At 69.5% G+C, this 14,324-nt stretch carries 7 protein-coding genes and 3 pseudogenes; 5 read left to right on the top strand and 5 right to left on the bottom strand.

The features are described 5' to 3' along the window. Nucleotides 1-413 precede the first annotated feature (413 nt). Nucleotides 414-4,175: a helix-turn-helix domain-containing protein gene (locus tag IH68_RS0142380; protein ID WP_030947176.1), complete on the bottom strand. Its 3,762-nt coding sequence runs from the start codon at nt 4,173-4,175 to the stop codon at nt 414-416. A gap of 225 nt (nt 4,176-4,400) precedes the next feature. Between IH68_RS0142380 and IH68_RS50765 the strand changes: the two are divergent. Continuing rightward, a pseudogene (locus IH68_RS50765) lies at nt 4,401-4,914 on the top strand (transposase); the annotation flags it as partial. On the opposite strand, the gene IH68_RS0142370 reads toward IH68_RS50765, so the two are convergent. After that, a complete protein-coding gene (locus IH68_RS0142370) occupies nt 4,907-5,218 on the bottom strand; it encodes a hypothetical protein (RefSeq protein ID WP_030947174.1) in 312 nt (103 codons plus the stop codon). The pseudogene IH68_RS50765 and the gene IH68_RS0142370 overlap by 8 nt on opposite strands. 1,235 nt (nt 5,219-6,453) lie before the next feature. Next, nucleotides 6,454-6,621: a hypothetical protein gene (locus IH68_RS56765; RefSeq protein WP_159403829.1), complete on the bottom strand. Its 168-nt coding sequence runs from the start codon at nt 6,619-6,621 to the stop codon at nt 6,454-6,456. Between the two features lie 138 nt (nt 6,622-6,759). Between IH68_RS56765 and IH68_RS0142360 the strand changes: the two genes are divergently transcribed. From IH68_RS0142360 to IH68_RS0142345, 4 genes and pseudogenes are all read left to right on the top strand, one after another. Further along, entirely contained in the window at nt 6,760-7,227 is a 468-nt protein-coding gene (locus IH68_RS0142360) for a hypothetical protein (protein WP_030947171.1), read from the top strand. A 475-nt stretch (nt 7,228-7,702) separates the two neighbouring features. Next, nucleotides 7,703-8,058, top strand: a pseudogene (locus IH68_RS54330) (transposase); the annotation flags it as partial. A 1,114-nt stretch (nt 8,059-9,172) separates the two neighbouring features. After that, nucleotides 9,173-10,501: a D-alanyl-D-alanine carboxypeptidase/D-alanyl-D-alanine-endopeptidase gene (dacB, locus tag IH68_RS0142350; protein WP_030947165.1), complete on the top strand. Its 1,329-nt coding sequence runs from the start codon at nt 9,173-9,175 to the stop codon at nt 10,499-10,501. Between the two features lie 473 nt (nt 10,502-10,974). Next, the gene (locus IH68_RS0142345) at nt 10,975-11,298 is read left to right on the top strand and encodes a hypothetical protein (protein ID WP_030947162.1); all 324 of its coding nucleotides are present in this window, start codon (nt 10,975-10,977) and stop codon (nt 11,296-11,298) included. Nucleotides 11,299-11,907: 609 nt separating this feature from the next. On the opposite strand, the gene IH68_RS0142340 is transcribed toward IH68_RS0142345, so the two are convergent. Together IH68_RS0142340 and IH68_RS55825 are read right to left on the bottom strand one after the other, a co-directional pair. After that, nucleotides 11,908-13,434, bottom strand: a complete 1,527-nt coding sequence (locus tag IH68_RS0142340) for an MFS transporter (protein WP_030947155.1) — start codon at nt 13,432-13,434, stop codon at nt 11,908-11,910. Nucleotides 13,435-14,239: 805 nt separating this feature from the next. Then, nucleotides 14,240-14,324, bottom strand: a pseudogene (locus tag IH68_RS55825) (IS5/IS1182 family transposase); the annotation flags it as partial.

Below are 14,324 nucleotides of genomic sequence, written 5' to 3'. Positions count from 1 at the left end.
CGGGAGTGCCGTCGGCCGTCGACAGCGCCGTCGTGGCTGGTCGCGCCCCGTGGCGGAGCCGCAAATCAACACCGCCCCGCGCCCCTTCGGAGCGCTGCCGTACCGCACCGGCCTTTGCCGGACCCGCTCAGCTTGCCTCAAACCTTCGTGGCCCAGCCGCGGACCATCGGCCGACACCGTCCTGCCCTCCCCTCCTCCCGCCTGGTATCGGCCCAGGGGGACTACGAGGGCGGGGCGCGCACCTGAGAATCAGCGGGGAGGGGGCGTGGCCGGACCTGGGCTTGAGCTGCCGCATGGCTGGCGGTAAATCACTGATACGGCGCGTCGCCGACGTACGTCCGTTTCATGGCGTCGGGGCGTCTGTCGGGCGATGCCGTGGAGGGCGTGGCCGGACCCGAGCCCGAGCTGCCGCATCACTGGCCGCAAACCCTCTGATATGGCACGTCGCCGACGTACGTCCGCCACTGCGCCCGTGTCAGATCGGCGTGCCCCGCGCGGGCGCAGACCTCGGCGACGGCCCGGACCGGATCGATGAGGTAGCGCTGCAGCGGGACGTGCGCGCCGGCCGCGTACACGGTCGTGCCGTCCGGGCTGAAGGAGAGGGAGCCGACCGGGTCGCCGGGCGTGGTCAGCGGGTCGCCGAGAGGTTGCTGGGTCTCTGTGTCCCACAGCTGGAGCGTGCCCGCGTCGCCGCCGACGGCCAGGGTGCGGCCGTCGGGGCTGAACGCCAGCGCACTCACCGATTGCGGGGTGGGGCCGAGCGAGGCGGGGAAGACGTTGCGCAGGACGCCGGAGCGCTGTCGGAGCCGTCCGTCCCACAGGGCGACCCTGCCCGCGCCATCGCCTGCTGCCAGCCGAGAGCCGTCGGCGCCGAAGGCGAAGGCGCCGGCCTGGCTGCCGAGAACGAGGTCCCGCTCGGTCATCTGCCCCGAAGGCAGGGTGGCCGTGCGGTTGTCCCCGACCAGGAGGCGTCCGGCGGGGCTGACGGCGAGCGCCGGGCCGGACAGGCCGGACACGCCGGTGAGCACCCGGGTGCGGCGGGCGCGTGCGGTGTCCCAGGCCTCGATGGCCAGGTCGCTGGAGGGGCTGACCCGGGCGGCATAGGCGGTACGGCCGGACGGGCCGAGAGCCAGGTTCACCACGGGGCCGGTCGCGGCGGTCGCCAGGTCCAGCTCGGCGCGTGCGCGGTCGTGCCGTATGTCCCAGACGGTCAGACGTTGTGGTGACGTCTGGTTGCCCGGTGCCGAGACACCGTAGGCGAACGCCGTGCCGTCGCCGTCGAACGCCAGCAACGGCAGGGTGTCCGACGGGGCGACCGGCCGGCGGGGGGCGCGGGAGACCGGGAGCGCCGGCGTCGGCAGGGTGCGCAGGACGTGGCCGTCGCGGGTGGAGCGGAGCTGGACGGTGTAACGGGACCCGGAGAGTCGGGCGGTGGCGAGGGTGCGACCGTCCGGGCTCAGCAGGACTTTGTCGAAGGGACGGTCCTTCCAGGCGGATGTGACCGCCGTGCCCAGGTCGAGGGAGTGGACCGTACTGCCTTCCAGATAGCGCAGGACCGGACGCGAGGGGTCCCAGGCCAGGCCGCCGTACGGCTGCTGGTTGTTCAGGGCGCGCCGGAACACCGGGCCGTCGGGGGCCGACAGCCGCCAGACCCGCACCTCGCTGTCGTCCGCTGTCGCCAGAAAGGCGCCGTCGGCGCTCAGGGAGGCGTACCGCACGCCGGAATCACTCACATCGGCCTCCTGGCGGCCGGTGCGGGTGTTCCAGACGCGGACGCCCGCCGATGACATGGACAGCAGACGGTCGCCGGAGGCGCTCAGGCTCACCCTCGCGTCGGCGTACTTCACGCCGGTGACCGGATCGACCGTCTTGCACAGGCCGGAGGTGTTCTCCCATGCGCCAGGCAGCCTGCGGCGGCCGGCGACATCCCAGACCTGCGGTGCGCCGGCGGCGGGACAGACCACGACGGACCGGCCGTCGGCGCTCAGCACAGGCGCCAGATCACCGGGCGACCGGGTCTCGAAGAGGACGCTGCCGTCACCGACGGAACGCACCTGTACCCGGCCGTCGTCCGTGTCCCGGACCACCGCGCTGCCGTTGCCGATGCCGACCGTCGTCCACTCCGGCATGGGTCTCGCAGGCCCCGTCCAACGGCTCGTCCGGGTGTCCCACAGCCGTACGCCGACGTGCTGGGAGATGACGAGGACGCGGCCGTCCGGGGCTGCGTCGAGCACGACGCCCGGCGGCACCGTGCCTGCCCCGGTTCTCTTGTGGGTGACCACGTCCCAGGTCACCCAGTGGCTGGAGGCGACGTCGAGCAGGATACGGCCGGAGTCGGCGAGGAAGCGGCGGGGCCCGACGCCGGGGACCGGGTCGGTGAAGGCGTCCTGTTCGGGCTGGGCGAGCGAGCCCAGCAGGGCGCGGCGGGACTCGGGCAGCGGGGAGACCCGCCAGGCGGCGACGCCGAGCAGCATCGCGGTGCGCGGGTCGGTGGTGCGCAGGGCGTCGGCGACGGAGGCGATGCGGCGGGCGGCCGTGTTCGTGGCCTGTCGCACGTTGTCGACGTGCTGGCTCCAGGCGACCAGGCTCACCACCAGCGCGGTGACCAGGACGGCGGACAGGGCCGTGAGCAGTGCGCGAGACCGGCGGGCGGTGCGGACGGCGGCCCGCTGGTCCGCGTCGCGGGCGTCGAGCGCAGCGGCGAGGAAGGCCTGTTCCGTCGCGGTGAGCAGGTCGCCGTCCGGGAAGAGTTTCTCGGCACGGGTGAGTGCGGTACCCCGGTACAGGGCGCCGGGGTCGCGGCCGTGCTCCTGCCAGGCGTGGGCCACCTCGGTCAGCCGGCGGTGGTGACGCAGCCGTTCGCGGTCCTCCTCGATCCACGCGGACAGCCGCGGCCAGCAGGTGATCAGTGCCTCGTGGGCGAGCTGGACGCCGTCCTCGTCGGTGGTGACCAGACGGGCCCGGGCAAGACGGTCCGCCACCAGCCCCACGTCCGGATTCGGGTGGTCCTGGAGCTCGGCCCGGGGCAGCGGGTGCCGGGTGTCGGGGGTGGTGCCCTGCCCCGGTTCGACCATGCGGAGCAGCAGATGCCGTGCGGTGCGCGCCTGATCCGGGGTCAGCTGCCCGTACACCTCCTCGGCGGTCGCCGCGATGGCGCCGCTCACCCCGCCGGCGGCCTCGTATGCGGCCAGGGTCATCAACCGGCTCCTGCGCCGCCGCCACGTCTCCAGCAGGGCGTGCGAGAGCATCGGCAGCCCGCCGGGCCTACCGTCCACCTCCTCGATGATCCGCGCGGTCAGCTCCCGTTCGACCAGCAGCCCTACTTCCTGCGCCGGTTTGACGACCGCCTCGCGCAGCTCGTCGGCCGTCATCGGACCGAGCAACAGACCGGCATGGGCCAGCGCGTCCGCGAGGTCCCGGTGCTCGGCACAGCGGGCGTAGAAGTCCGCTCGTACGGAGATGAGCACCTTCAGCCGCCTGTCCGGGTCGCGGGCGGACAGCAGCATCTCGATGAAGCGGGCCCGCTCCTCGGCGTCCCGGCACAGGGTGAAGACCTCCTCGAACTGGTCGACCACGACCCAGCTCTCCGGCTCGTCCTCGGCGGGGGCGAGGAGGTGGCCGTATGTCCCGGCCGGTCGCGCCCCGGGGGTCAGCACCCGCAGCACCGCCGGATTCCCGTTCTCGGCCATCGCCTCCCGCAGCCGCGGCAGCAGCCCGGCCCGCAGCAGCGAGGACTTGCCGCTGCCGGACGGCCCGAACAGCACGGCCAGCCGCTGCTCGCACACGAGCCGCCTCAGGTCCTCGGTGATCCGGTCACGGCCGAAGAAAAGGTGCCGGTCGTCGAGTTCGAAGCGGGCGAGACCCCGGTACGGCGGTGCCGCCTCCGCTTCGTCCTCCCGGACCTCGCCGGCGGTCGCCGTCCCGGCTTCCTTCCAGCGTGGCTCCCACTCCGCGGGATCACCCCCGCAGGCCCGTACGTAGCCCTCGACGACGGCCCAGGACGGCAGCCGCTCACCGGTCGCCGCCTGGGACAACGTTGTCGGTGCGAAGCCGGCCGTCTTGGCCATGGTCCGGTAGGACGGGCCCCCGGCGGTGCGTCGTAGTTCCCGCAGCTCGTGCGCGAGCCGCTGGACGGGACCGGCCTCGGGGTCCACAGGTCTTTCGGGACGACCCATCGGGTCCCACCTCCGACGGAACATGACTGGCGCGAACGGCATTGCGGGGGAGCCCCCCTGCCGTAGCAGCTGACGTTCTCCGCCCCCGATGTGGTTCCGGTGACATCGACGCAATATCCCGGTAAAGCCCGAGGGGAACGTGATTCATTCGTGGCTGCCAGGTGCCCTGGCCGGGAAGGTTCGCCGGGTTGGCCGTTGGAGCGGTTGGTTGGGCGGTGCCGCCGTCGCACCCACGGCGTCACCTGCTTCCACGGCTGCCACTCCGTCCGTGAGGACACGCTGTGGGGCGTCGACCGCCGCCGCAAACGCACCGCCAACACCTTGGCCGCGCTGAAGTCGATCAGCCGCCTGGCCCGACGGCGCCCCGATCTACATCATTGTGGACAACCTCTCCGCCCACACCGGCGCGGACATCCGCCGCTGGACGAAGAAGAACAAGGTCGAATTGTGCTTCACCCCGACCTATGCCTCCTGGGCCAACCCGATCGAGGCCCACTTCGGACCGCTGCGGCAGTTCACCCTCGCCAACTCCCACCACCCCGACCACACCATCCAAACCCGGGCTCTGCACGCCTGCCTTCGATGGCGCGACAACAACACCCGCCACCCCGAAGTACTCGCCGCCCAGCGCGAGGAACGCGCCTGCATCCCCAGCGAGAGGGGTATCCGCTGGGGCGACGCCCCCTCGACGCGACAGCTTGATCATCCCGGGGACCTTTCCACCCACGCCATCAGGTGAATCGCGGGGTGACCTCGGCTGCGACCCACTCCATCGCCTTCCCGACGTGCTCAGCCGCGACTGGCAGCCACAGGGTGCAATCGGTGAGCCCCGCCTCGGCGAGCTGCCTGAGGTCGTCGGCGACGCTCGCTGCGGTGGGTGCAGCGCCCCTGAGTGGTCGCCCCGGTGGGGGAACCGCCGCGGGGATACCGGGCGGGGTGAGGAACGCAGCCGAAGCGAGCGTCAGGCGGTCAGCGATTCCCCCGCCGCCGGCGAGGTCATGCAGGCGGCGCCGGACGTCGCTGACTTCCGCGGCGCGGAGCACGCCGGCTCCGTCGTCGAGCGGCCAGCGGTTTGCAGGGAGACGCCGAGGCGCAGCAGGGGTATGAGGTTGCCTTTCGGCGGCAGTACGGTGGCGACACGACGATCACCTGACCTGTCGCCACACCCAACTCCCACACCACCCATGTTCATCCCGGCCGGGAGGCGGCGGATCGCTCGTCACCCGGTGCGGTGCTCGCTGACCAACGCCGCGAAATCCACAACCCGGTGAACCTTCCCGGTCACAGCACCAGGCGTCCACTCCCCGGCGGTTGATTTTCGTGATCGAACCGGGGTGCGGATCAACGCCGCGCCGGGAAATGTAGGTCCCGCCAGCCGGAACCCCCGGCGCCGACCGCGCCCGGTGGCTCGGTGAGCGAGCACCAAGAGCCCGACGGCGGCATGCTTCCCCCTGTGTCGGCCGACGGGCCGCAAAGCCTCCGGCGGCACGCTTCCCCCTTGTGCCGCCGGAGGCCCTCGCTGCGTCGAGCCCCGACGTCGGAATATGTTTTTCTGATGGGAGGCGGGCGCCGAACAACGTCCTCCCCCGAGGAGAGCCCGACAGCAACCCCGCACGTACACCATCGGGTCCGCCCTGACCGCGCTCATGCTCGCGTTCCTCGCCACCGTCGCCGGCCCCCTCGGCTCGCTGCCGAGCGCCCATGCCGATGACTTCCCCTGCGCGGGAGGCTCCAGCTCGGGGAGAGCATCGTCCTCCGGGGGGGGACCTGCCCCCAACGTGCACGACAACGACCTCATGTCGGAGCGGCCGTTCCCCGCGACCTCTTCCGCGTGCCGGGCCGATGTTGCTCCAGCGCAACCTGCTTACACGGCCGTCACCCGTGCCCGCGAAGGCGTCCTGCTCATCGGCCAGACCGTGCCGACGGAAGACTCGTAGATTCGATCAGTCGGCGCCGGATTCACGCGCGGCCTGTTCCCAGAGGTCCAGCGCCACAGGAGGAGTTCGCGCACGACCGTGGTTTCCTCGTCCGTCCCGGCTCCGTCGCCGGCGGTCAGTTCGAGAGCGTCACCGCCGAAGATCTTTTCCGCAGGCGCTGTCGTGGATCGATCCTTGCGGGGGAGGGGGGCGGGCCGGCCTTCAGGCTGTGGGAGAGGCGCATCGCCCTCTCCCGGCCGCCAGATCAGCGTCAGGTCCCCTCTCCTGGTCGCGATTCGGTACGGATAGCAGTCAGCTCATGCGGGGTCTTTCTGGTGCCGCGGCGGCACTCGTCGCGTGGGTCACCCTGCCTGCAATGGCAGCACGAGAGCGTAAGCGGGCTTGAATCCGCCGGACCAGGCCAGGTTCGTCGTGCTGCGCGCCACCTCGCGCTGCTGCCGTAGCCAGTCGCCGTATGCCGTCCCCGCAGGCAGGTCCATCTGGTCGATGAGGGGCAATCGGGTGTGCATTGCCAGGAGTTGAGGGCATATGACTCTATTTTTCAGGACTCCTCGCGGAAATCCTTCTCGTGCACCACCGCTCGCCACCAGGCACGCGGTCATGGTCACGCATGGAAAGGAACCATCGTGTCGACATCTGCACGACCCATGAAGCGTTTTCTCGAAAAATCCCTGGCGCTGCTCATCGCAGGCGGAGCGGGCCTGGGTATGTTCGCCGTTTCCGGCGGCTCCGCCTATGCCGCGCTGAGCAACTCCGATGGATCGCTCATTCCGGTCTTCGTCCAGGGCGGGCCGGTCAGCCTTCCCGGCCAGACCAACAGCATCAAGATCACCGTGCCCGGCACGGGCTCGTTCTGCAAGGTTGTCACCGACCGCAACAACAATATCGACACGGGCGTGCAGCTCAGCGAGGGCAACCAGTTCGAACTGGACGCCTACAACGACCGTGCGTGCCAGGGCACCAAGGTCGGGGGCGTCGGCTACACGGCCTCATACAACGGACCCGCACCGAGTGGCGGGACGTTCTCCCGGATTCTGGTCCGCATCGACAACCCGCGCTTGTCCGTGTGCAGCGACAACGGCTGGACGGACGGCAACCCGAGCGCCTGCCGGTAGGCCTGACCACCCCGGATCGGTCGACCCGACCGAACCATATCGCCGTGAGCCGCCGTGAGCCGCCGTGAGCCGCCGGAAGATCGGCGCCGGCGCGGCCTGCGTCCAGGCGCAGGGGTACCCGGCGGGAACTCGTCCGGCTCCGTCCAGTTCACCAGTGCGGCCCCGTCACCGTCCCCGTCAAGGGCATGAACATCGAGCCCCTTGACCGTGTCCACGTCGAGTGGAGGGAACCCGGCTGCGGGGCCACGCTCAGCGAGGACACCCACCGGGCTCCGGACCCGCTCCCCACGGTCCGAACATCAACAGCTGCCCCCTCCTCACAGCGCGCCCCACCCTCGGGCTCCCCGCGCCGCCGGTGGAGCCCGAGGCTTCCGGGTGCCCGAGCCGGCACAGGATCGCCTCCGACTGGGAACGCACTCCGAGCCTGGCATGAACGCGGCTGAGCGGCGAACGGTCGGTAGAACGAGCGATGGGACGGCCCGACCTCGGGGGTGAACTGTGTCCCTGCCGGCGGGCCCGCTGTGAGGACCGCACACGAGGCGCCCGCGACACCGGACTGCGCAACCTGCCCCTGCACGACACCGCACAGAACCGGATTCGGCTGGAGATCGTCTCCCTCGCACTCGACCTCCCTGGATGCCGATGCTCGCTCTGACCGGCAAGACCCGCCGCCGGGAACCCAAGAAGCTCCGCCCGCGGCTGTTCTCCTCCGCCGCTCAGCTCGTGAACACCGGTCGCTGCCGCCGGCTCCGTTTCACCACGCAATGGCCCTGGACCGATGAGATCACCCGGGCAGTCGACCGACTCAATGCCTTGCCGATCCCCGGCTGACCAGCCACACCGACCGCCCCAACGATCCGCACCACCACACCGGTAAGCGGAACCCGGCGCCCACCCGAGGCGACAACCGGGCCATCAACCCGCCCCAGGCCCGAAATGACCACACCTCGCAAACATGAAGTCCCCGTCAGCACACTGACGAGGAATCATGAACGATCGAGGTCAAGGAGCGTCAATTTCGTGCACGGAAGAAATATGTGCTCTCCGGCCGGTTTATCCACCGACCGGGAGAATGAGCTCACGTCGTGGCAAACGCGCACGACCTTTATTGCGGAGCCGGTCTTTCTGGATATCCCGCCCGGCTCGGCAGCCCCCCCCCCGCAGGGCCGGCCCAAGTTCACAACGAATGGAAGGCCTTCGACCACGACCACAGTGTGGGATGTCTGCTTTGTATCGCTATCTCACCGTATATCCGCCGCGCTCTCCGGTGTGCGATGAGATTGATTGCACCTATGAAGTGGGGTGGAAATCAACCCCCCGCCTGTCATCGTAGGTGGCAGCAGGCTCTGGCCCGTCCAGGTGCCTCGACGTATGGCCAGGGGTGGACTCGTGTTCGTGAGGAGATGCCCGACGTTTATCAGCTGCCACCGAAAGAAGCAATCAGGAGCGGCTGGCCGCATCGGACGGCACTTTTCATCTGCAAGAGAGGAAAGGCTGCATGCAGACGCCATCACACCAGGAGTTCTGCGTGCGCACCCTTGACCGTCTGCCGTCTCGCGGCAGCGCCCTTGGCGTTTATGGCCGCGCCGGTCGGTATAACGGGTCCCCTCCGGGTCCGGGCTCACATTTGTTCACGGTTATCCACCGCAACGATTCGACGGCCGACCAGGTCGTGGCCCCGCAGATCCAGGTGGAGCATCCCGATGCCGGACCCTTCCTGACACCTGCGGACATCGAGGTGAAACGGCGGGATGCGGACGGTTCCTGCGCGGCAGCGCACGCACCCGCCCTCGCATCACCTGCCCCCTGGGAGCCGGCCCGCCTCCATGCAAGTACCGCAGGACAAGGTACTTCAACAGTCAAGTACAGTTCGCGGACTCTATGAGTTCAACCTGACTGTCTGCTCAACCCCCAACCCCCCCACATCACTTCGGGAAGATTCCACGTGTCCAGTTCCACAGGCCGTCACCGTAAGCCCAAGCCCGCCGGCGTGGCGGTACGCCGTGCCCTCGTCGTCGCTGCGAGCGCGCCGGTCGCCACCGCCATGCTCCTCGGCCAGGGCTCCGCCTTCGCCGCCGATCAGCCGACGACCGCAACGGCCCCCGACCACATCGCCGACTCAGCGGACGAGCAGATAGCCAAGAACCTGGACACCCGCGTCCAGAACGCGGCCTTCACCAACTCGACGTTCAGCGGCCTCGTCATCGACGAGGCGAGCGGCAAGACGGTGTGGAACCACAACGGGGACACCGTGTTGATGCCGGCTTCCAACGCCAAGCTGGCCACCGCCACCGCCGCGCTGACCGTCCTCGGTCCGAACCACCGCTTCAGCACCAGGGCCCTCTACCACGATGGCGTCGTCACCCTTGTGGGCGGCGGCGACCGGCTGCTGAGCACCGCCGACCTGACCTCCATGGCCGCCGACGTGGTCTCCCACCTGCAGTACGCCGGGGTGAAGTCGGTCCAGGTGCAGGTGGACGACAGCCTCTTCCCGGAGCCCTCCTTGGCCCAGGGCTGGGATCCGAGCTACTTCACCGATGTCATCCCGCCGGTGCGCGCGCTCTCGGTCGACGAGAACTTCACCCAGGACACCTCGCTCGACGCGGGCCAGGTCTTCGCCAAGCAGCTCACCGCCAAGGGCCTGACCGTCACCGGCAGCATCACTCGCGGTACGGTCCACCCCGGGCAGGCCCTCCCGCTGGCCGTCCACCAGTCCCCGACGGTCGCTGACACTGTCCACCGGATGCTCAAGAAGAGCGACGCCCAGATCGCGGAGTCCCTGCTGCGGATGACCGCGCTGCACACGGGCCGCCCCGCCACCTTCGAGGCCGGCTCCGAGGTGGTCACCGAGGTGCTGCGGAACTACGGCATCTCGTTGGAGAACTTCAAGCTCTACGACGGCAGCGGTCTCTCCCGCGAGGACCGGATCTCCGCCGAGACCGTCGCCCAGATCCTGGAGACCGACGCCGACCCCCGAAACCGCATGATCCTGCAGCCCGTCATCGACGGCCTGCCGGTCGCGGGCGAGGCGGGCTCCACGCTCGACACCGCGCTGGACCGCTTCGACACACCGGACTCCCAGTGCGCCGTCGGCAAGGTGATGGCCAAGACCGGCACCCTGACCGGCGCGATAGCGCTGAGCGGGCTCACCCGGGGCTCCGACGGCCAGTGGAAGATCTTCTCCTTCATCGAGAACGGCTCCACCGCCAAGACGACCGACATCCGCCACGCAGAAGACGGCCTCGCCGCGACCGTCAACGGCTGCTGGGCCTGACCAAGGACATCCGACGGGCGGGCCCGAAAGGCCCGCCCGTTCTCCGTATCCCGTCTGCCTCGCATCCCCCTCGGCCGACGGAGATGAACAACGTGCACTCTGCCGTGCCCGCACTCTGCGCATTCTCCCTGCAGCCCGGTGTACAGAGCCGTAACCGCGATCGGAAGTCCAGGCACGCGAATCACACCAGGTCGGCACCCTCCCACCCGCTTCGACACGAGCCGACGCCGCTCCCTCGGACAGGTCACGGCCTCAGCGGCCGCGATCGGCGCCGCCGGGATCGCCGGCCTGGCCCTCGCCGACACCGCCACACCGCCGCAGACGTTCCGCTTGCAGCAGGAGATCGACCGCCGCCAGAGGGCTGTCGCGGGGGTCCTGAATGCCGCCGACCCGGCAGCCCTCGCCACCTGGATCACGGGCACGGGGGTCCGCCCCCGGCGAACCCCTGGTCGGGCAGGTCTCACCACAAGATCGTGTCCGTAACTACCAGAGGCTTCACGTCGGTCACCCATGTTGCCACGCTCGACGTCCCGCGCCATGTTGTGGAGTGCCTGTCCCGCCTGCTCGCAGCGCACCGACGGCACATCGGCACCTCACGAGGCAGCCGTGCACTGGGCCCGTTCCGGCAGGACGTGCTGATCCTGCGCTGGTTCCGCGAGCGCGGCTGCGTGCACTGCCTGGCCCGCGACGCCGGCGTCTCCCAGGCCATTGGCTACCGCTACCTGCACGAACGCATCGACGTTCTCGCCGAGAAGGCCCCGGACCTGCACCAGGTCCTGGGCCGAGGCTCCCGATGAGGCGTGGGCGCTCATCCAGCCGTTTGTCACGAAGACCGGCCGAGGATCGGGAAAGCCCACCGACCTAGCGGCCCGTGATGCCGTCGAGGCGATCCTGTATGGATGAGTGCCGCTCCGCGCCGGGACGGTTCTTGGGTCGCGCTCTGTGCCTCCAGACGCACCTTCGACGTGTCCACGCTGAGGTTGCCCTCCTAGCGTAGAGACGTGACTGCAAGGGAAGTTGAGGGTGACCGGCATCCCACGACGGCCTCGAGGCGGCCCTCCGATGCGTTGACGGCGAAGGGGGTCAGGGACTTCCTCCAGCGCTCCATCGACGCTCTGGCCCGACCTCCCAGACGTCGAAGCCCCGTTGGGCGGGCCCTACCCCTCCGGGGCAAACGGCTTGTGAACTGGGGAACGTTGCGGAGGACTGTTGAAGTCGACTCCAGCCCGCCTCATACTCGGTGGCTCCGGTGGCGTTCCAACGCGCGTTATCAGGTTTCGGTTGGGGGCGATGGTGTGACGGCGGGAACGGCCGGGACAGCGGCGTCGCGCGGCGCCCGTGGGCCGACGAACCCGCGTGGGCGGGACGATCGGTCACGGGCGCCGTGGTCGGGGGACACGCGAGGGTTATGCGGCCTGGGGACCGCCCGTGCCGCTGAGGGCTTCCAGATCGCTCTTGCGGACGCGTATGACGACCGTGGCGACGGCGAATGCGAGGACGGCCATGGCGGCGGCCGGTATGAAGGCGGTCGAGATGCCGTGGGCGAGTACCTCGTGGCTCCATGGGGCGGGCAGCTGGTGGGACTCGGCGAACGCGGCTTTCTGCTCGGGTGTGGCCTTGGCCATGAACGAAGCGACCTGCTTGGTTGCTTCGTCGCGGTTGGCCGAGCCGAAGACGGTGGTCAGAATGGACAGGCCGAGTGAACCGCCCACCTGTTGCGTCGTGTTGAGCAGGGCGGAGGCGGCTCCCGCGTCATGCGGGGCGACGCCGGAGACGGCGGTGACGGTGACGGTGACGAAGTTGAGTCCCATGCCGAGGCCGAAGACCAGCATCGGGCCGAGCACTCCGCTGACGTACGAGCTGCCCGAGCCGATCAGGGACTGCCAGGCCAGGCCGACGGCGACGAGGGTGGTGCCGGTCATCAGGAACGGCTTGGGGCCGAACACCGGCAGCAGCCGCTGCGATATCCCCGCGCCCACCGCGATGACCACGGTGACGGGCAGGAAGGCGAGGCCGGCGCGGATCGGGGAGTAACCCAGCACATTCTGCACGAAGAGCACGATGTAGAAGAACATGCCGAACATCGCCGCGGCGAGGCTGATCATGATGACGTAGGTGCCGGAGCGGTTGCGGTTGGCGAACATCCGCAGCGGAGTGATCGGCTCCTTGGCGCGGGACTCGACGAGCATGAAGGCGGCCAGCAGCACCACGGCCGCGCCGAACGCACCGAGCGTGAGCGAGTCACGCCAGCCGTCGGACGCCGCCCTGATGAATCCGTAGACAAGCGCGACCATGCCGAGCGTCGAGGTGAGCGCGCCGGTGAGGTCGAAGCGGCCAGGGTGGCGTTCCGACTCGCTGACGTAACGCGGTGCGAGGGCGGCGATGAGGATGCCGATGGGGACGTTGACGAAGAGCACCCAGCGCCAGTCGAGCCAGTCCGTGAGCAGCCCGCCGGCCAGGAGTCCGATGGCGCCGCCGCCCGCGGAGACGGCTGCGAAGATGCCGAACGCCCGGTTGCGCTCGGGGCCTTCGGGGAACGTGGTGGTGATGAGCGCGAGCGAGGTCGGCGACGCGATCGCGCCACCCATGCCCTGCAGGACGCGTGCGGCCAGCAGCTGCCAGGGTTCCTGGGCGAGTCCGCCGAGGAGCGAGGCGAAGGTGAACAGCAGGATGCCGGTGATGAAGACCCGGCGGCGGCCGAGGATGTCCCCGGCCCGCCCGCCGAGCAGCAGCAGACCGCCGAAGGTGAGGGTGTAGGCGCTGACCACCCAGGTCAGGTTGGTCGTGGAGAAGTTCAGCGCGGTCTGGATGTGGGGCAGGGCGATGTTCACGATGGTGGCATCGAGCACCACCATCAACTGGCAAGCGGCGATGACCGCGAGCGCGATGCCCGGGTGTGGCGACCGCTTGGCTGGACCCGGCGGGGCGGGCACGGGTGACTGCGTCTGAATCTGATCGTGCGTCACAGGAGATCCCCCAGAAACGAAGTAGTGAACGTTCCCGTTCACTAATAGGGGCCATGGCGAGTCGGCCTTAGTGAACACAAGCGTTCCTTACGAGGGTTGATCCTGATGGGATGCCGCGGGTTGAGCAGGTTGATGCGTCCGGGAGGAACGTGCGAGGTGGCGGGGGATGCGCTGCCGCGTAACGGGGTGTGGGCGCTGATGACTGCAGCGAGGCGATGTCCGCCTCGTCTGCTGGCTGGGCTCTGGCCTGGTCGTACGGCCAGGCCAGAGCCTCTGCCCGTGTCTGGGTATTTCGCGTGTCTACCTGCGGGTTCCCGGGACTTTCTCGTGGATGTGGGCACGCGTCGTGTACCGGGGTTGGGTGCCTGGTAGCGAGATCGATGAGCGATGCCGCCCAGCCCCGCAAGGGGGCGATGGGCGATCCGAGCGACCGCTGTCCGTGGACGGCCTTGCTTCTTGGCCTCGGTCAGTCTGTTGACGCCCTCGTGGCTCCACGTGCCCATGGGCGGGGCGCAGAGTGGTCGTATTCTGCTGGGGACTGTGGTCTCCCCGGCTGCGAACGTCGCGACGGGGCTGGCGTTGGAGTGGAATCCAGTGCTGGTCGACGAACGGCCTCCGGTCGCGTTGCTGCTGTTGGTGGAACAGCCGGTGCGCCGCCCCGCTGATCAGACGTCTCTGCGGCTGAACGGCAGGGCGGTAGCCATGTGGAGGAGCTTCGTTTTGGCGTGCGGGGCGACACCCTCCGCGGCGGAACACGCTCAGTGAACCTCTTTCATCCTGAATAGTCGCAGGTCAAGAGGGTGTGGATGGCTTGGACGGCGGTGCCGATACGTCGGGTTGAACATCGGGCTCGCCGT

This window comes from Streptomyces sp. NRRL S-646 (genome assembly GCF_000720765.1).
Lineage (GTDB): Bacteria > Actinomycetota > Actinomycetes > Streptomycetales > Streptomycetaceae > Streptomyces.
The sequence above is the reverse complement of the archived record's forward strand: the minus strand, read 5'-3'. Positions and strand labels throughout refer to the sequence as shown.